At 49.2% G+C, this 18,101-nt stretch carries 21 protein-coding genes; 11 read left to right on the forward strand and 10 right to left on the reverse strand.

The features are described from left to right. Positions 1–4: 4 nt before the first annotated feature. Genes folE through H591_RS0102135 form a run of 3 tightly spaced genes read left to right on the forward strand, consistent with a single transcriptional unit; the run spans position 5 to position 1,286 of the window. A complete protein-coding gene (gene folE / locus H591_RS0102125) occupies positions 5–562 on the forward strand; it encodes a GTP cyclohydrolase I FolE (protein ID WP_022965295.1) in 558 nt (185 codons plus the stop codon). A gap of 3 nt (positions 563–565) precedes the next feature. Next, positions 566–958 (forward strand): dihydroneopterin triphosphate 2'-epimerase, encoded by a 393-nt coding sequence (gene folX / locus H591_RS0102130; RefSeq protein WP_022965296.1) that lies wholly within the window; start codon positions 566–568, stop codon positions 956–958. Next, on the forward strand, positions 945–1,286 hold the full coding sequence (locus tag H591_RS0102135; protein WP_022965297.1) for a HopJ type III effector protein: 342 nt from the start codon (positions 945–947) through the stop codon (positions 1,284–1,286). The genes folX and H591_RS0102135 overlap by 14 nt, the downstream gene beginning before the upstream one ends. Here the strand turns inward: H591_RS0102135 and rsmI are convergent. Beyond that, on the reverse strand, positions 1,266–2,135 hold the full coding sequence (gene rsmI, locus H591_RS0102140; RefSeq protein WP_022965298.1) for a 16S rRNA (cytidine(1402)-2'-O)-methyltransferase: 870 nt from the start codon (positions 2,133–2,135) through the stop codon (positions 1,266–1,268). The genes H591_RS0102135 and rsmI overlap by 21 nt on opposite strands. Positions 2,136–2,259: 124 nt before the next feature. Here rsmI and H591_RS0102145 point away from each other — a divergent pair, with 124 nt between their 5' ends. From H591_RS0102145 to H591_RS0102160, 4 genes are read left to right on the forward strand one after another with little or no spacing between them, the layout of a single operon-like run. Then, positions 2,260–4,068 (forward strand): penicillin-binding protein activator, encoded by a 1,809-nt coding sequence (locus H591_RS0102145; protein ID WP_022965299.1) that lies wholly within the window; start codon positions 2,260–2,262, stop codon positions 4,066–4,068. After that, on the forward strand, positions 4,061–4,438 hold the full coding sequence (locus tag H591_RS0102150; RefSeq protein WP_022965300.1) for a YraN family protein: 378 nt from the start codon (positions 4,061–4,063) through the stop codon (positions 4,436–4,438). Before H591_RS0102145 ends, H591_RS0102150 begins: the two co-directional genes overlap by 8 nt. 14 nt (positions 4,439–4,452) lie before the next feature. Then, positions 4,453–5,040, forward strand: coding sequence for a phosphoheptose isomerase (locus tag H591_RS0102155; protein WP_022965301.1), 588 nt, complete (start codon positions 4,453–4,455; stop codon positions 5,038–5,040). Further along, positions 5,037–5,564, forward strand: coding sequence for a BON domain-containing protein (locus tag H591_RS0102160; RefSeq protein ID WP_022965302.1), 528 nt, complete (start codon positions 5,037–5,039; stop codon positions 5,562–5,564). Before H591_RS0102155 ends, H591_RS0102160 begins: the two co-directional genes overlap by 4 nt. A 93-nt stretch (positions 5,565–5,657) precedes the next feature. On the opposite strand, the gene H591_RS0102165 is transcribed toward H591_RS0102160, so the two are convergent. The 7 genes from H591_RS0102165 to rplM form a co-directional block, all read right to left on the reverse strand. Continuing rightward, complete coding sequence (locus H591_RS0102165; RefSeq protein WP_022965303.1) at positions 5,658–6,140, reverse strand: ClpXP protease specificity-enhancing factor; 483 nt, start codon at positions 6,138–6,140, stop codon at positions 5,658–5,660. Positions 6,141–6,156: 16 nt separating this feature from the next. Then, a complete protein-coding gene (locus tag H591_RS0102170; RefSeq protein ID WP_022965304.1) occupies positions 6,157–6,777 on the reverse strand; it encodes a glutathione S-transferase N-terminal domain-containing protein in 621 nt (206 codons plus the stop codon). Positions 6,778–6,871: 94 nt separating this feature from the next. Continuing rightward, positions 6,872–7,651 (reverse strand): cytochrome c1, encoded by a 780-nt coding sequence (locus H591_RS0102175; protein WP_022965305.1) that lies wholly within the window; start codon positions 7,649–7,651, stop codon positions 6,872–6,874. Next, positions 7,651–8,862, reverse strand: coding sequence for a cytochrome b (locus H591_RS0102180; RefSeq protein WP_022965306.1), 1,212 nt, complete (start codon positions 8,860–8,862; stop codon positions 7,651–7,653). Before H591_RS0102180 ends, H591_RS0102175 begins: the two co-directional genes overlap by 1 nt. Beyond that, a complete protein-coding gene (gene petA / locus H591_RS0102185; protein ID WP_022965307.1) occupies positions 8,862–9,455 on the reverse strand; it encodes a ubiquinol-cytochrome c reductase iron-sulfur subunit in 594 nt (197 codons plus the stop codon). Before petA ends, H591_RS0102180 begins: the two co-directional genes overlap by 1 nt. Positions 9,456–9,709: 254 nt before the next feature. Further along, a complete protein-coding gene (rpsI, locus tag H591_RS0102190) occupies positions 9,710–10,102 on the reverse strand; it encodes a 30S ribosomal protein S9 (RefSeq protein WP_022965308.1) in 393 nt (130 codons plus the stop codon). Positions 10,103–10,116: 14 nt separating this feature from the next. Next, on the reverse strand, positions 10,117–10,545 hold the full coding sequence (rplM, locus tag H591_RS0102195) for a 50S ribosomal protein L13 (RefSeq protein WP_022965309.1): 429 nt from the start codon (positions 10,543–10,545) through the stop codon (positions 10,117–10,119). A gap of 440 nt (positions 10,546–10,985) precedes the next feature. On the opposite strand from rplM, the gene dauA reads away from it, so the two are divergent. From dauA to hemL, 4 genes are all read left to right on the forward strand, one after another. Further along, positions 10,986–12,749, forward strand: coding sequence for a C4-dicarboxylic acid transporter DauA (dauA, locus tag H591_RS14615; protein WP_022965310.1), 1,764 nt, complete (start codon positions 10,986–10,988; stop codon positions 12,747–12,749). 77 nt (positions 12,750–12,826) lie between these two features. Continuing rightward, positions 12,827–13,627, forward strand: a complete 801-nt coding sequence (locus tag H591_RS0102205) for a bifunctional hydroxymethylpyrimidine kinase/phosphomethylpyrimidine kinase (protein ID WP_022965311.1) — start codon at positions 12,827–12,829, stop codon at positions 13,625–13,627. Next, the gene (thiE, locus tag H591_RS0102210) at positions 13,624–14,262 is read left to right on the forward strand and encodes a thiamine phosphate synthase (RefSeq protein ID WP_022965312.1); all 639 of its coding nucleotides are present in this window, start codon (positions 13,624–13,626) and stop codon (positions 14,260–14,262) included. Before H591_RS0102205 ends, thiE begins: the two co-directional genes overlap by 4 nt. Positions 14,263–14,309: 47 nt before the next feature. Beyond that, positions 14,310–15,596 (forward strand): glutamate-1-semialdehyde 2,1-aminomutase, encoded by a 1,287-nt coding sequence (gene hemL / locus H591_RS0102215; RefSeq protein WP_022965313.1) that lies wholly within the window; start codon positions 14,310–14,312, stop codon positions 15,594–15,596. Between the two features lie 900 nt (positions 15,597–16,496). On the opposite strand, the gene H591_RS0102220 is transcribed toward hemL, so the two are convergent. Next, positions 16,497–17,195 carry an HAD family hydrolase gene (locus tag H591_RS0102220; protein WP_022965314.1) on the reverse strand — a complete coding sequence of 233 codons (699 nt, stop codon included), beginning with the start codon at positions 17,193–17,195 and terminating at the stop codon, positions 16,497–16,499. Then, entirely contained in the window at positions 17,192–18,085 is an 894-nt protein-coding gene (xerC, locus tag H591_RS0102225) for a tyrosine recombinase XerC (protein WP_022965315.1), read from the reverse strand. Before xerC ends, H591_RS0102220 begins: the two co-directional genes overlap by 4 nt. Between the last annotated feature and the right edge of the window lie 16 nt (positions 18,086–18,101).

Below are 18,101 nucleotides of genomic sequence, written 5' to 3' on the forward strand. Positions count from 1 at the left end.
GATAATGTGTGATGACTTAAGTAAACACTACCATGAAATTTTAGTCGGTCTAGGTGAAAACCCTGAGCGCGAAGGTTTACTCGACACCCCAAAGCGAGCCGCCAAAGCGATGCAGTATCTGTGCAATGGCTATGAAAAAAATCTTGATGAAATCGTCAACGGCGCACTGTTTGAATCATCCAGTGACGAAATGGTGATTGTGCGTGATATCGAGCTGTACTCTTTATGCGAGCACCACATGCTGCCCTTTATCGGTAAAGCCCACGTTGCCTACATCCCGACTGGAAAAGTACTGGGCTTATCTAAAGTGGCACGTATTGTGGATATGTACGCGCGCCGCTTACAGATCCAAGAAAACCTAACCCGTCAAATTGCTGATGCCGTGCAGAAAGTAACCGGCGCTGCTGGCGTTGCTGTGGTGATCGAAGCCAAGCACATGTGCATGATGATGCGCGGCGTAGAAAAGCAAAACTCAGTGATGACATCATCGGCAATGCTCGGGGCATTTCGTAACTCTGGCACGACTCGCCAAGAATTTCTGCAACTTATTCGGAGTCACTAATCTATGGCACGCTTAGAACCGGGCATGGCGCGCATTCGCATTAAAAATCTGCGTTTACGCACCTACATTGGCATCAATGAAGATGAGATACGTAACAAACAAGATATTTTAATCAACGTCACCCTGTTCTACCCGGCTGAAGATGCTGTGCAAATTAACGACATCAATCATGCACTGAATTACCGCACTATCACTAAAGAGATTATTCAGTACGTGGAGGAAAATCGCTTTGCGCTACTCGAGCGTTTAACTCAAGATGTCCTCGACTGCGTGATGCGTCACGAACAAGTGCGTTACGCCGAAGTCGAAGTCGACAAGCCGCACGCACTGCGTTTTTCAGAGTCAGTGTCAATTACTCTGACGGCACACCGCAGCGTAAACAATGACAGTAACTGAGTTTCTGCAAGCCATTAAACAGCCAGAGCATCGCTTTGCCGACACTTTGGCTTTTATTGATGCGAACTATCAGTACACAGCCTGCGCTTTTGAGAATGCAGGCCTGCATAACGCTGCCGGTAGTAATCAAGGTTCTTGTAAAATCTTCGGCTTAGCCTTACTTGAGAATCTCAGCACGCATGATGCTTTATTGGCCTTTGGTGAACATTACCGTCACGTCCTGGCAACGCCGGACGGCAGCGACCATGCCAATATTCGTCAACTGCTCAAGCACGGATTAGAGTCCGTGCACTTTAATCAACTGCCTCTAAGCAGGCTTGTTGTCTAAGGCCCACTGGTACAATGCATTTTTACGCACACCGGTAATCTCAGCGGCTAGCGCTGCCGCACGTTTGGGCGGCAACTCAGCCATCAACAGCATCAGCACACGCTGCGCCTCTAGAGAGACCTCTAGCGCCTCAACCGGCGCCTGATAACCTGCAATCAGCAGCACGCACTCACCACGCTGCTGGTTGACATCAGCAGCAATCCAATCATGCATCTGCTGTAACGGTAGATCTTTAATCGTTTCAAAGGTTTTTGTCAGCTCACGCGCTAAAACCGCCGGACGATCAGCTCCAAACACATCACACATATCCGCAACACTATCGAGCAAACGGTGCGGCGCCTCATAAAAGATCAGCGTACGTGGATCATGCTGCACTGCAGTTAAGCGCGTGCAACGTGCAGCTTGTTTGGCAGGCAAAAAACCTTCAAAGACAAAACGATCTGAAGGTAAACCCGCTGCAGATAAACCAGCAATCAGCGCACAAGCACCCGGCACCGGAACCACCGTGACATTCGCCGCACGTGCTTGGCGCACCAAGTGATAGCCTGGATCAGAAATCAATGGTGTGCCTGCATCAGAAATTAACGCAACATCGTCACCGGCCAATAACCGGGTAATAAAACGTCCGCCCTCTTCACGCTCATTATGCTCATGACAAGCCGCCAAAGGTGTGCGGATACCAAAGTGCTGCAAGAGCCGTGTGGAGTGCCGTGTATCTTCGGCGGCAATCAGACTGACCTCAGCTAAAATACGCAAGGCCCGGGCACTGATGTCATCAAGATTACCGATAGGCGTCGCCACTACATACAATGTGCCAAGCCCATTAAGCTGAGGTGTGGATGCACTCACAAAACACTCCAAAGATACAAAATAAAGCACTATTGTAGCCTGATTTAGTGTGACAAGATCGCACCAATGCTCGCGCTTGGGTACAATCAAGTCATTAACTTTATTGTGCTTGGATTGCTTGTCTATGAAAACCCCATTACGCGTACTCTCAACCCTCTGCTTATCTATCTTGATAGCAGCTTGCTCAAGCTCGCCAAGCAATACGCTAGGAGAGTTACCGCCGACCAAGTACAGCGATTTAGACAAACTACTCGAACAAGCTGGAAAGAAAAGTGACAGCCAAGCAGTCGGTCTGTACTTAGCCGCTGCCGACTTAGCATGGCAGCAAAAACAACCACTACGCGCACGAAAAATACTAGAAAGCCTAGATACCAGTCAGGCCAGCCCAGCTCAATTAATTTTCGCAAAAACCCTTGAAGCTGAATTAGCTTTAGCCCGCCAACAGCCCAATAGCGCCTTGAAAGCCCTTAAGCATCCAAGCTTCGAGCGTCTCAGCGAAATGCCGTTGGCACAACAAACACGCAGCCAACTGGTACGTGCGCAAGCTCTAGAAGACAGCGGTAAACCTCTTGCCGCAGCACGTGAGCGAATTTACATTGCACCTTTATTGGAAGGGCAAACAGCTTTTGACAACCACCAAGCGATCTGGTCTTTGCTTAGCGCGTTGCCACGTACCCAACTCAACGAAACTGGCGATAATGATTTAGCCGGCTGGTTAGAGTTAGTTCTACTGACTAAAGCTACCAGCTCACTTGAGCAACAGCAGACTGATATCAAGCAGTGGATCGCCAATAACCCATGGCATCCCGCGGCTAAACAACTTCCCGTAGCTCTGCAGCAGCTGCAGCAACTACAAGCGCAAAATATCAAGACTCTAGCATTGTTACTGCCGAGCAAAGATGCCAACCAGAACGTCGTCGATGCTTTGCGCAATGGCTTTTTCGCAGCACATTACATTGCTCAAGCCAACGGTCAGGCGGTACCGGATATTCGCCTGTATGACAGCAACCAAATAAGCTCAATGGATACATTCTACGAGCAAGCAGCCCGTGATGGCGTTGAACTTGTCGTTGGCCCGTGGGAAAAACCTTTAGTTCGCCAACTGGCCAGCCGTTCACAGCTACCCATCACCACCTTGGCACTCAACTACGCTGACAATCATCAGAACGGTCCCGTACAACTGTTCCAATATGGCTTAGCGGCTGAAGATGAAGCCCGCTTAGCCGCTAATCGCGCCTGGACCGACGGCATGCGTCGCGCGGCAGCCTTGGTGCCAAAAAATGAATGGGGCGATCGCATCCTCAGCGCATTCACGGCACAGTGGCAGGAGCTTGGCGGTGAAATGATTGTCACCCAGCGCATTGATCGTCCTGCTGAACTGACTGGACAAATTGCTGAAATGTTTCAATTGCGTGCCAGCGAGCAACGCGCTAAACAATTACAAAGCACCTTAGACTCTAAAGTTGCCGCACAACCTGCACGCCGTCCTGATATCGACTTTATTTTCCTCGCTGCTTCTCCACAGCAGGCTCGTATTATCAAGCCAACACTGTCTTTCCAATATGCTGGCGACGTGCCTATCTATGCCACTTCAGCGATCAATCCTGGTACCGGCGAGGTGTATCCAGAACTGGACGGCTTGCAGTTTAGTGAAATCCCTTGGTTTCTTGAAACTAACAACCCAATCCGTCAACACATTACTTATCAGTGGCCACAAGCGCTAGGCAGCTTAGGACGCTTTTATGCTATGGGTGCAGACGCTTACCAGCTGGCCAGCCAATTGCAGCAGCTGCGCGCACTACCAAACAGTCGCTCCGCAGGCTTAACGGGTAACTTGCAGCTCAATGCACAGCAAAGAATTGAACGTTTACTGTATTGGGCACAGTTTAATAACGGCCAGTTAGAATCATTAAAAGAAAGCCAGATTGACTAAGTCATTAGAAATTGGTCAAGTTGCTGAGCAATATGCTTTAAACTACCTAGCTAGCGCTGGCTTACAGCATATTGGCAGTAACTGGTCTTGCAAATTTGGTGAGATCGACCTGATTATGCTTGCACACAACACGCTGGTATTTGTCGAAGTACGTTATCGAAAGCACAGCCAATTTGGTGGCGCACTTGATAGTATTGATCAAATTAAACGCCAGAAACTGATAAAAACTGCTGAACAATTTTTAACCGAACATCCACAATGGTTAGAACATCCCTGTCGCTTCGATGTCATTACTGCACATCCTAACTCGACACAGACGTTCACCATTGACTGGATTGAAGATGCATTTGAAACCGATTCCGATTTTTAATAAAGGCTGATCCTATGCAACCGCGTATTCAACACATGTTTCAAGCCAGTATTGAAACAAAACAACAAGCTTTAACTGTCTTACCTCAAGCGATCGAGAGTGCAAGTTTGCTGATGGTAAGCTCACTGCTCAACGAAGGCAAAATCCTTTCCTGTGGCAATGGTGGCTCAGCTGGCGATGCTCAGCACTTCTCATCAGAGATGCTCAACCGTTTTGAACGAGAACGTCCAAGCTTACCCGCCATCGCGTTAACCACCGACAGCTCAACTATCACCTCGATTGCCAATGATTACAGCTACGAAGAAGTATTTTCCAAGCAAATTCGCGCACTGGGTCAAGCAGGCGATATTCTTCTCGCCATCTCCACCAGTGGCAACTCTGCAAACGTTGTGCAAGCCATACATGCTGCACACGATCGCAACATGCACGTAGTCGCACTGACCGGCCGCGACGGTGGTCAGATTGCACCTTTGCTACTGCCGGATGACGTCGAGATCCGAGTGCCATCTAGCGTAACAGCACGCGTCCAAGAAGTGCATTTGCTTGTAATCCACTCTTTATGCGACTTAATTGACCACCAACTATTCGGGAGCGAAGAATGATCCGCCAAATCCTCACCATCAGCTTTTTAGCCATCGCTTTGAGTGCCTGCGGTGCTCGCAGCTTTGGTAACAAAATCGACGACCAATTTACTGCCCCTGAAGTAGTACGTGCGATTAAAAATGCACACATTGACTTGTCGACCAGCACTTCACATATCGTGGTCACCAGCTACAACGGCATTGTCTTGGTCACTGGGCAAACGCCCCGTGCAGAGTTAAAAGAGCTGGCGGGTAAAGCCGCCAATTCCGTGCAAAGCGCTAAAAAAGTCCACAATGAGCTGCAAGTCACCGCCCCTACATCAGGCCTAGTACGCAGCAACGACGCATTATTAACCACTAGCATCAAAACACGCATGTTGTCTTACAATGACGTGCCTGCCTCAAAGGTAAAGATTGTCACTGAGAATGGCGTGGTGTATTTACTCGGTATCATTAGCCGTGCAGAAGCACAACGCGCAACGTCGGTCGTGCAAGACGTTAACGGCGTACAGAAGATTGTGCGTTTGTTTGAGTATCTCGACTGATACCTAATGAACGACTCATATCGGCTCATTTGTTAGTGCGAGCGGCAAGTTAAGACTGACTGCACTCTGTTGATTGCAGTCAGTCTTAAAAGTTTATCTTACAACGCGTAAGCTCGGACGTCCGCCAGTTGGCGGCGTAGGCGGCTCATCATCATCGCCCTCATCATCCTTAGCTGTTTGTGTCGACACAGCATGCAAGGTTACAGGCGACTCAGTGGCCTTAGTTGCATCCACAGGCTCCGCACTATCCTCTTCACTCAGCAAGTCAGACTGAGCATCAAAAAACATGCCCTGTCCATTCTCACGAGCATAGATAGCCAAGACTGCGGTAATGGGTACGTACAATGAAAATGGCGCGCCTGAAAAGCGCGCCTCAAAGCTAATCGCTTGATTATCCATTGTAAAATCACGCACAGCAGCCGGTGCTGTGTTGAGAACAATTTGTCCATCTGCTGAATAGCCAGGCGGCACTGCTACGCCGGCATGATTAGCATCCACCAATATATATGGCGTGCAGTCATTATCAACGATCCACTCATAGAGTGCGCGTAACATATACGGACGACTGGAATTCATGCTCTGTTCCTATCGATTAAGGGCGCATTAAACGCTCAGCCTCAGACAAACTTGCCTGAAAAGCTTCACGAGCAAAATTGCGCTCCATGTAATCTAATAGCGGTTGCGCAGCTTTTGGCAATTCAATACCTAAAGCAGGCAAACGCCACAAAATCGGTAATAAGTAGCAATCCACCAGACTAAAATCGTCACTCATAAAAAACTTCATGCTGGCAAACACAGGTGCAACACCTGTTAGGCTTTCACGCAGTTCTTTACGTGCTTTGCTGCGCGCAGCATCTTTAGTGCGCTTATCCAGAATCAGATCAGCTTGCGCACACCAGTCACGCTGCACACGATACGACAGCATACGCGTGTTTGCGCGAGCCACAGGATACACAGGTAACAGCGGCGGATGCGGGTAACGCTCATCCAAGTACTCAAGAATGACCGTAGAATCGTACAGCGCCAAATCGCGATCAACCAAGGTAGGCACCGTTGCATAGGGATTAACCTCAGCTAAGTACTCTGGGCATTCGCCATTTGTAACGTCCATGATTTCAGCAGTTACTGCCTTCTCCGCCAGTACCAAACGCACACGGTGCGAGTATTGACAGGTCGGATCAGAATAACAGCCCAACTTATTGGGGGCAGACATTGCTTCCCTCCTTCACTATTAAATATGCATAAAGCACAAAAACGCACGCGCCCATCAGGGCGCGTGCGTCACTCGGTAAGCATACTGCTGAGTGTCAATGCACATCTTTCCAGTATTCACGCTTCAAGAAGTAGGCGAATACAAAGAAGAAGGCAAGGAACAACAGTACATATGTTCCGATGCGCTGGCTCTTGAGCTTAACAGGGTTTGCTGAGTATTCGAGGAAAGTAACAAGATTTTTAATTTTCTCGTCAAATTCAGCTTCATTCAGCGATCCCGTATTAGGCACAACAGTCAACTGATCACAAGCCTCATGGGTCACAGGGACACCGGTCAACTGATCAAAAACTTTGGCACCGTTCTCTTCAATTTGTACTTGCTTGCAACCAATTTCTTGGCGGCCTTGCAAGCCAACGAGTACGTTCGGCATACCTACAGATGGAAACACTTTATTGTTTACACCGTAAGGCCGTGTTGGATCTTCATAGAATGTACGCATGTAAGTGTACAACCAATCCGCTCCGCGCACACGCGCAACCAAAGTTAAGTCTGGCGGTGCAACACCGAACCATTTCTTAGCGTCATCCGCGGTCATACTGGATTTCATGTGATCACCAAACTTAGCATCTGTTAACACTAAGTTTTTCATCATCAATTCTTCACTGATGCCCAAGTCATTAGCAACACGCTCGTAGCGCTGAAACTTAGCGCCATGGCAACCCATGCAATAGTTCACAAAGGTTTTTGCGCCATCTTGCATAGCAGCTTTATCGGTTAGATCAATTGATACGCTATCCAATGGATAGGCACCACCTGCTGCAAAACCAAACATAGGGATTGCAGCCAAAATTAACGCAGCAATTTGCTTTTTCATTAGCCAGTCACCCTTTCCGGAACCGGTTTAGTCTTTTCCATTCTGGTATAGAAAGGCATCAGAATGAAATAAGCGAAGTAAAGAATAGTACAGATTCGTGCAACCAATGTGCGCTCTGGGGTTGGTGCCAAGACACCTAACACGCCAAGAATCACAAAGCAGATGCAGAATACTAGCAACCAAATTTTGCTCATCCAGCCTTTGTAGCGCATAGATTTGACTGGACTACGATCCAACCAAGGCAATACAAACAAGGCTGCGATCGAACCACCCATCGCCACAACACCCATCAACTTATCGGGTACCGCACGCAAAATTGCGTAGAACGGAGTGAAGTACCAAACTGGAGCGATATGCAGAGGCGTTTTTAGTGCGTTAGCTTGCTCAAAGTTCGGTTTCTCGAGGAAGTATCCACCCATTTCTGGGAAGAAGAACACGATAAAACAGAACACAAACAAGAACACGATAACGCCGACGATATCTTTAACAGTGTAGTAAGGATGGAAAGGAATACCGTCTAAAGGAATACCGTTTTCATCTTTATGCTTTTTGATATCAACGCCATCAGGGTTGTTTGAACCCACTTCATGCAGCGCGAGGATATGCAGAACAACCAGCGCTAGCAGAACAATAGGCACAGCAACAACGTGCAGGGCGAAGAAGCGGTTCAGTGTGATACCTGAAATCAGATAGTCACCACGGATCCACTCAGTCAGATCAGCACCAATCACTGGAATCGCACCAAACAGTGAAATAATCACCTGCGCGCCCCAGTAGGACATTTGACCCCATGGCAGTAAGTAGCCCATGAACGCCTCAGCCATCAGTGCCAAGTAGATCAGCATACCGAAGACCCAAACTAGCTCACGTGGCTTCTGGTAGGAGCCATAGAGCAAGCCGCGAAACATGTGCATGTAGACCACGATAAAGAACGCTGAAGCACCGGTAGAGTGCAAGTAGCGCAAGATCCAACCGTACTCAACATCACGCATGATGTACTCAACAGAAGCAAACGCACCTTCTGCAGATGGCTCATAACTCATCGTCAACCAAATACCGGTTAGCAACTGGTTAACCAGTACTAACAGGGCTAGAGAGCCGAAGAAGTAATAGAAGTTAAAGTTTTTTGGTGCGTAGTACTTTGATAAATGGTCTTCCCACATTTTCGTGGCTGGGAAGCGGGCATCCACCCATTCCATAAATTTACTCATCAGACTTTCTCCTCATCAATACCGATAATGACGATATTATCCGACTCATAAGAATGTGGAGGAACCGGTAAATTCAGCGGTGCTGGCTGTGATTTATACACACGTCCGGCAAGATCATAGCGCGAACCATGGCAAGCACAGAAATAACCACCAACCCATTCAGGCCCTAAGTCTGCAGGTGCAACTTCAGGTCTAAAGGTAGGTGCGCAACCCAAGTGTGTGCAGACGCCAAGTACAAGAAGCAGCTCAGGCTTAATTGAGCGCTCTTCTGGATTCACATAAGTTGGTTGATCTGATTCTTTCGACCCCGGATCAGCAAGGCTGGGCTCAAGTTTCTTCAGCCCTTCCATAATTTCCGGTGTACGGTGCAAAACAAATACTGGCTGACCACGCCATTCAGCAACAATCTGCTGACCAGGCTCAATCTTGCTTATATTGACTCGCACCGGTGCTCCCGCGGCTTTCGCCCTAGCACTGGGGGCCCAAGACCCCAAGAACGGGATCGCAGCCCCAGCCGCTCCAGCTGCACCCACCACAGAGGTGGCTGCCACTAGAAAGCGACGTCGGCCCGCATTCACGCCGTCATTGCTCATTAAGTCGTCTCCCATCAGCTATGTAGCCTGTTGTCAGGCCTTGTAATAAGAAATAAAGCTACTTACATTCTTGAATTTTACAAATGGTAAAGAAAAGGTGTCTTCTTGACAAGTTCAATGCTATTCGCAATCCACTTAATTATCCCGCAAACCACGACTGGCCTACGTATGACAGATTGCCGCAGAGCATGTTCAGATACAAAAAACGCCCAGATTCCTTGCGGAAACGGGCGTTTTTCTGCAGCAAATGCCAATCAGCGCTTAGAGTACTGAGGACGCTTACGTGCTTTACGTAGACCAACTTTCTTACGCTCAACTTCACGAGCATCACGCGTAACAAAGCCAGCTTTACGCAGCTCTGGGCGTAAAGATTCGTCATAATCCATCAAAGCACGAGTAATGCCGTGACGAATTGCACCCGCTTGACCACTTGCACCACCACCAGCAACGGTGATCATGATGTCAAACTTTTCAGCAGTATCTGTTAGCTCAAGTGGCTGACGAACCATCATTCGTGCAGTCTCACGAGCAAAGAAATTCTCTAGAGTGCGGTTATTAATAGAAATGCTACCTGTACCCGGACGTAAAAAAACGCGTGCGGTTGCAGTCTTGCGACGGCCAGTGCCGTAATTTTGAGTCGCCGACATAATCAACTATCCCCTTAAATCTTAAGTTCTTGAGGCTGCTGTGCAGCATGCGGATGGTTAGTTCCTGCATACACTTTCAGCTTGCGATACATGTCGCGGCCCAGCGGATTTCTTGGAAGCATACCTTTAACAGCAGCTTCGAGAACGCGTTCAGGTGCTTTTGCAATCAACTTCTCAAAACTAATTTCCTTGATACCGCCTGGGAAACCAGTGTGTGAGTAATAGATTTTATCTGATGTTTTATTACCAGTGACACGAACCTGCTCAGCATTAATAACAACGATGTAATCGCCAGTATCAACGTGCGGAGTGTATTCAGGCTTGTGCTTACCGCGTAAACGGCTAGCAATCTCAGTGGCCAAACGACCCAGAGTCTGGCCTGCAGCGTCGACGACATACCAGTCGCGCTGTACTGTTTCATTTTTTGCTGTAAAAGTTTTCATTCGCTATGGCCTCAGGGCCGCCTTTAAAATAGACGGCAAATCCTAATGAATAGTATTGTCTTTGACAAGTCAAAGTAAGCTCATATGACAGACGCTACTTCGGGGGCTCGGGTCTATCACGTCTGCTATGGCTCTAAGTTCGGCAAACTGCATCGTTTCGCCTTCTCTTTTGCATTGGGCTAGGCATTACCCACAAAAGAGCCGCGTAATTATGCCCTTTAGTGAGAAAATTGCAACCGCTTAATTTGCCAATAAGCACACTAATCGGTTTTCATTGCCCAAAAAGTAAAAAGCCAGCGTCATATTGACACACTAGTGCCCTCGACACCAAGGCCGCAGCGACTAAAGAACCTACTTACATCAAGCTAAAGCTCGAGTGCACTAGCTTTACCTGCAGCGCATGGGTCTATAATGAGGCGGCACGCACTTGTGGAGCCATCATGTACATACCACCTTTATTTTCTGCTTTACGCCAAGCTTTTGCATCAGGTTACTCACTCAACTCTTTGAAGGGTGATATCAGCGCTGGATTAACCGTAGGCATTATCGCTATCCCTCTTGCGATGGCCTTAGCTATTGCCGTTGGTGTACCACCACAACACGGCCTATATACGGTCTTAATTGGCGGCTCACTGATTGCTCTGACCGGCGGCTCACGCTTTAACGTTTCCGGCCCGACCGCTGCTTTTGTAGTGATTTTATTACCCATCACCCAACAGTTCGGCGTTGGCGGGCTACTGCTTTGCACGGCAATGGCGGGGGTTATCTTAATCGCCATGGCATTACTACGGGCCGGCGCTTTACTGCAATTTATCCCCTACCCAGTAACCCTCGGCTTTACTGCCGGTATTGGTGTAGTGATTGCGACCTTACAAATTAAAGACGCTTTCGGCTTAGAAAACATTGAACCAGCCGCCAACTACATTGAGCAAATTACCGCGCTCGCCAGCGCCTTTCCAAGCATTCATCTCGGCGATACCTTAGTAGCAGCAATAACTCTTGCTGTGCTAATCATCTGGCCACGCTTTGTGCCAAAAATTCCCGGCCACCTCGTTGCGTTAACTGTGGGTAGCTTCGTAGGACTGGCTTTAAACAATGCGGATATTTCTGTCGCAACCTTAGGCCAACGCTTTAGTTATGTAGTCGATGGTATCAGTCATCCAGGCATTCCTCCTTTCCTACCTTCCTTTATGTGGCCTTGGGAGTTTTCTGGCCCTGACGGTAAGCCTCTAGTGCTTTCATTTGAGCTATTTAGACAGTTATTAGCACCAGCGTTTGCCATTGCCATGCTGGGTGCTATTGAATCTCTGCTTTGCGCAGTTGTAGCAGACGGCATGGCTGGCACCAAGCATGACCCAAACGGTGAACTGCTCGGTCAAGGCTTAGGTAATATTATCGCCCCCATGTTTGGCGGTATCACTGCCACTGCAGCTATTGCCCGCAGCGCCGCTAACGTACGTGCCGGAGCATTTTCACCGATTGCCGCAATTATTCATGCGGGCGTAGTGTTGCTGGCAATGCTATTTTTAGCGCCAATGTTTAGCCATTTACCGATGGCAGCGCTGGCAGCATTACTGCTGATGGTGGCATGGAATATGAGTGAGCCTAAGCATGTGGTGCATACCTTGCGCATCGCTCCACGCAATGACGTACTGGTCTTACTCACCTGCCTGTCACTCACGGTATTGTTTGATATGGTGCTTGCTGTGGGCGTTGGTTTACTGCTCGCGGCCGGCTTATTTATTAAGAGCATGAGCGAACTCACCGATACTGCTTCTGTTTCACGTGATCAACATGATCTGCCGGACTTACCAGACTCTGTCACGGTCTACGCAATTCGTGGCCCACTGTTTTTTGGTGCCGCAGAAAAGGCTCTCAGCGTATTACGCAAGTTCAACCCAGAAATACGCGTAGTGATCATTGATCTCCGCGCTGTGCCTATGCTCGACATGACGGCATTAGCTGCGCTGAGCAATGTCTTGATTGATTACCAGAAGAATAATATCGGCATTATATTTTTAGGCACTTCAGCCAGAGTACGCCATAAAATGCGTCGAGCAGGCATTCGCTTAGAACACAACAAACTGTCCTACGTCAGCAATTTCAGCATGGCAAAAGCACGCGCACAACGCTGGCTGGACGATGAAGCTCAACCGCACGATAGCCAGCCTGAGCAGCCTGACACTACGCAGGACAGTGTTTAAGGCACCCACTAACCCACTGAACAAAGCGCTTGCAGGGCAACTGTAGCGCTCACTACATTCATGGTAAACTTTGTATTATGAATATATACACTTCGCGCCCTTCTGTACTGTGTTTATCCGGCCACGACCCTGTTGGCGGCGCTGGCTTACAAGCCGATATTGAAGCGCTGATCGCACAAAACTGTCATGCCACTCCGGTGATTACCGCTCTGACCATTCAAGACACAGTGAATGTCAGCGACTTTAAGATCCTTGAACATGATTGGGTGATCGCGCAAGCACAGGCGATCTTACAAGACCTGCCTGTTTCTGCGATTAAGCTCGGCATGCTTGGCTCACTAGAGATGGTCGATACGGTGGCGCACATTATTCAACAATTGCCTGGTACACCTTTTGTCTGCGACCCAGTACTACGTGCTGGCGGTGGTGGCGCATTAGGCAAAGATGAAGTTGGCTATGCTTTACGCGCCAAGCTGATGCCTCTTGCAACTATCGTGACACCGAATCTACCGGAAGCGCAGATTCTCGCTGAGTTACCTGAGGGCAGCGCTGACGAATGCGCAGCAGCACTGCTCAAGCACTGTACAAATCTTTTGATTACTGGCGGCCATGGTGATGAAAGCCAAGTGCATAACCGCTTGTATTGCGCAGATGGCAGCTCTCATACTTTTACCTGTGCGCGCTTACCTGGCGAATACCATGGTTCTGGCTGCACCTTAGCCAGCGCTTTAGCAGGTCGCCTCGCTTTAGGACAAGAACTCGTTAGCGCGGTTGAGTTTGCCTTGAACTACACTTGGCGTACCTTACGTGACGCTGAAGCACCTGGTCGCGGTCAATATATTCCACGTCGCTTACCTTTGGATTTCTGCCGTCCATGAATGACAAAGCGCAGTCATTGCGAGGCTTATACGCCATTACCGACTCAGCACTGCTCGCCGATGGACGTTTACTGCCTTACTGTGAGGCCGCGCTGCGTGGCGGCGCTAAATTACTGCAATACCGCGACAAGTCGACCGATACAGCGCGGCGTCTTGCTGAAGCAGAGGCGCTGCAGGCGCTGTGCCAAAGCTACCAAGCGCAATTTATCATCAACGATGATGTTCATTTAGCGGCGCAATTAGGCGCTGGTTTACACCTTGGCCAAGCCGATGGCTGTTTAATCAGTGCACGCCAGCAACTTGGCGCCGAGGCTGTTATCGGCGCAACATGCCACGCGCAATTAGAACTTGCAGCACAAGCGCTTGAGCAACAAGCGGACTACATTGCTTTTGGCCGCTTCTATACTTCACAAACAAAACCGGGCCGTGTGTTAGCCACCACTGAATTGCTTAAGCAGGCACAACAGTTTCAGCACCCGATCGTTGCTATCGGCGGAATTACGTTAGAAAACGGCCGCGTACTGATCGAACATGGCGCAGCAATGCTAGCCGTTATTCATGGATTATTTGCAGCCGACTCGGCGGCCGCAGTGGAACAACGGGCGCGTGCTTTTAGCGCGCTCTTTACTGATTAATTTTTTTGCAGCGACAGGCTCTCTGCTTTTCTTCGATGAGGTTTCTAATGTCACGTTCAGCATCTCTTTTTGAACAAGCCCAGCAGCACATTCCAGGCGGCGTTAACTCGCCAGTACGCGCGTTTGCTGGTGTAGGCGGCACACCACTATTCTTTAAACATGCGGCAGGTGCTTATGTCACCGATGAAGACGATAAACGTTATGTGGATTATATCGGCTCATGGGGTCCGATGATTCTTGGCCACAGTCACCCAGATGTGATTGCTGCCGTACGCGCGCAGCTCGAGCACGGTCTATCTTACGGTGCACCAACTGCGCTAGAAGTTGAGATGGCTGATCTAATCTGTAGCATCGTGCCTTCAATGGATATGGTGCGCATGACCAGCTCTGGCACCGAAGCCACCATGAGTGCGATTCGTTTAGCGCGCGGCTACACCGGTCGCGATAGCATTATCAAATTTGAAGGCTGCTACCACGGTCATTCCGACAGTTTATTAGTTAAGGCAGGGTCTGGCGCTCTGACCTTGGGCGTTCCTAGCTCTCCAGGCGTACCTGCAGCTTTTGCTAAACACACTATTACTTTGCCCTTCAACGACATTGATGCAGTAGCCAGCTACCTTGCTGAACACGGCAATGATATTGCCTGCATCATTGTTGAGCCCGTCGCTGGCAATATGAATTGCGTGCCGCCTGTACCAGGCTTTTTAGAAGGCTTACGTGAGCAGTGCGACAAGCACGGCGTGGTTTTAATTTTTGATGAAGTGATGACTGGTTTCCGTGTTTCTCTTGGCGGTGCGCAAGGTTTGTATGGCATCACCCCAGACTTAACAACCTTCGGTAAAATTATCGGCGGCGGTATGCCAGTGGGTTGCTTCGGTGGCAAGAAAGAAATTATGTCGCACATTGCGCCACTGGGACCGGTCTACCAAGCCGGTACTTTGTCAGGCAATCCTTTAGCCATGGCGGCTGGTTTAACCACGCTCAAACTGATTAGCCGCCCTGGCTTTCACGATGAACTCACAGAGTACACGGCACGCTTGCTACAAGGCTTGCAGGAGCGCGCTGATGCTGCTGGTATTCCATTCACCACCACGCAAGCAGGTGGCATGTTTGGCCTGTACTTTACTGAGCGTAAAAACATCACCAGCTTCGAAGATGCTACCAACTGCAACATTGAGCACTTCAAGCAGTTCTTCCACTTGATGCTGGAAGGCGGTGTGTACTTAGCACCAAGCGCCTTCGAAGCCGGTTTTAGCTCAATTGCTCTAGGTGATACCGAAATGAAAATCACTCTGGACGCTGCTGAGAATGCTTTTGCGCAGATGAAAAGCTAAGCACAGTATTGACTGAGCCAAGCAAACGCCCGTTAATTCGGGCGTTTTTAATTGTACTATGGTTGTTAATGATGGAAGAGTCGTCACTCACGCATTCAAGTATCAATATACTTTTTAGATTCATTCTGCACATGCCGTACTTCGGGACAGGTGTTAATCCGTCGATGAACCCATCCAGGGTTCAACTCCGGCGCTCGCCGTCCTTGGCTCGCTCACCACACCTACCCCGAAGCACTCATTAACTCTTTGCAATGGTTTGCAATATTGCAGCTCCAATCATCTATGCAGACTTATACATGTTGCAGGCCAATAGAACTGAATACAACTCCGCAAAAGAATGGCTTTAAACGCGTCATGCGCCACATTCGCACACAACACCATTGATCAACGAGTGCCTTGTTAGTGTCGCGGCGAGCGCCCGAATCGAGGCAGGATGCCTCGTTGAGGGAAAAGCGAGACTAACAAGGTACGCCATGCGCCTATCGTCCAGACTATGCGGCATTGTTAAAAACCTACGCTCTGCGCATGCCTTACTTCGAATTAAGACGCAGTCGCTGGCATGGCCAGCTCATACAGAGTTCAACTCCGAAAATAATGGCTTTAAACGCATCATGCGCAATATTCGCAAACAGCACCGCTGATCAATGAGTGTCTTGTTAGTCTCGCGGCGAGCAAGCCAAGGATGGCGCAGCGCCCGAATCGAGGCAGGATGCCTCGTTGAGGGAAAAGCGATACTAATAAGGTGCGGCATACGCATATCGTTCTGGCAACTTTGTATTGCTAAAAGGCCTTCAGTCTGCGCATGCCGTGCTTCGAATTAAGACGCAGTGGCTGGCATGGCCAGCTCATACAAGGTTCAACTCTGAAGTTTCAGGCCTGTATTTGATACAAACAAACCTGTTACTCATCAAAACGTTTAAGCACATCCGGCAGCTGAAAAATTTGACTGATTTGCGCATCTGGCTCGCGCTCACCCGTCCATATTTTTTGTTCGGGATTAAACCAAACCGTACGCATCCCCACTTGCTGCGCACCAAAAATATCATCCTGCGGATGATCGCCAATATGGACACTATGCGCAGGCTTAACTTGCGCACGTGCCAACGCCGCTAAAAAAACCTGTGGCTCAGGCTTAGCCACACCGAGCATGTCCGCATTTAAGGCAAAGGAAAAATACCCTCCAAGCCCCACTCGGCGCACATCAGCATTACCATTGCTCAACGCCGCCAACATATAACGGCTGCGCAATTGCTCTAAAGTGGGCAACACATCAGCAAACAACTCAACATTCTGCCGTGCCGCTAAAAACACCTGAAATGCCTGCTCAGCGATCTCTTGCGCTTCAGGCTGGGCATAACCTGATTGCAACAAAGCACGCAACAAAACTTGATAACGCAACTCACTGACACGACGATCAAGCTCAGGTTGCTGCTGCACCACCTCAGCACGCAACTGTTGCAGACGCTGCGCAGTTAATCCTTCTAAGCGCTCAGCATGACGCGCCAGCCAAGTTCTCAAGGCATTATCAGCCGCGATAATAACCGGCTTAACCGACCACAGGGTGTCATCTAAATCAAAGGTGATTAAACGAATACTCATTCGGTTGGTTTACGCCTCGCTCGTGGGTGCGCCTGATCATAGACTTGCGCCAAATGTTGAAAATCAAGATGGGTATAAATTTGCGTGGTACTGATATCAGCATGCCCGAGCAACTCTTGTACCGCACGTAAATCATGTGAGGACTCCAGCATATGGCTGGCAAAAGAGTGCCTGAGCATGTGCGGATGAAGATGCTGACCAAGGTCGCGCGCGCCTGCCTGGCGAACCCGTTCGCGCACCAACTGTGGACTCATACGACGGCCACGAACACCAACAAATAGAGCCTGATCTTGCGGTTTAGCTTGCTCACGAACCAGCAGCCAATGCTGTATTGCAGCAATAGCTTTACTACCGACTGGCAATATCCGCTGCTTATTACCTTTACCAAGCACTAAAACCAAACCTTGCGGCAAATCCAAATCAGGCAGATTCAAGCCCACCAACTCGGATAGCCGCAAACCTGAGGAATACAGCAACTCTAAAATGGCATGATCACGACAAGCAGAAAAATCATCGGCAACTGGGCTATCGAGCAACTGCTGGGCACGATCAACATCGAGAACTTTGGGGAGTTTGCGCGGCCCTTTCGGTGGGCGGATACCCGCAGCCGGATCGTGCCTGCATAAACCTTCGCGCAGCGAATAGGAATACAGTCCACGCACCGCGGAGAGCAATCGAGCAATACTGCGACCTGCTAAACCACCATGATGCAACTCAGCCACCAACTTACGTAGGTGAGCCACTTGTAGATCATGCCAGCTGGTCAAATCCTGCTGTTTGGCAAAATCTAAAACTTTAAGCAAATCACTGTGATATGCACTGAGCGTATGCGCCGACACTTGCCGCTCAGCGTGCAGGTAATCAAGGTAAGCCGCTAATTGTACCTGCATGCTACACCTCATCTGA

Origin of the sequence: Denitrificimonas caeni DSM 24390 (assembly GCF_000421765.1) — a bacterium.
In the GTDB taxonomy this organism is placed as follows: Bacteria; Pseudomonadota; Gammaproteobacteria; order Pseudomonadales; family Pseudomonadaceae; genus Denitrificimonas; species Denitrificimonas caeni.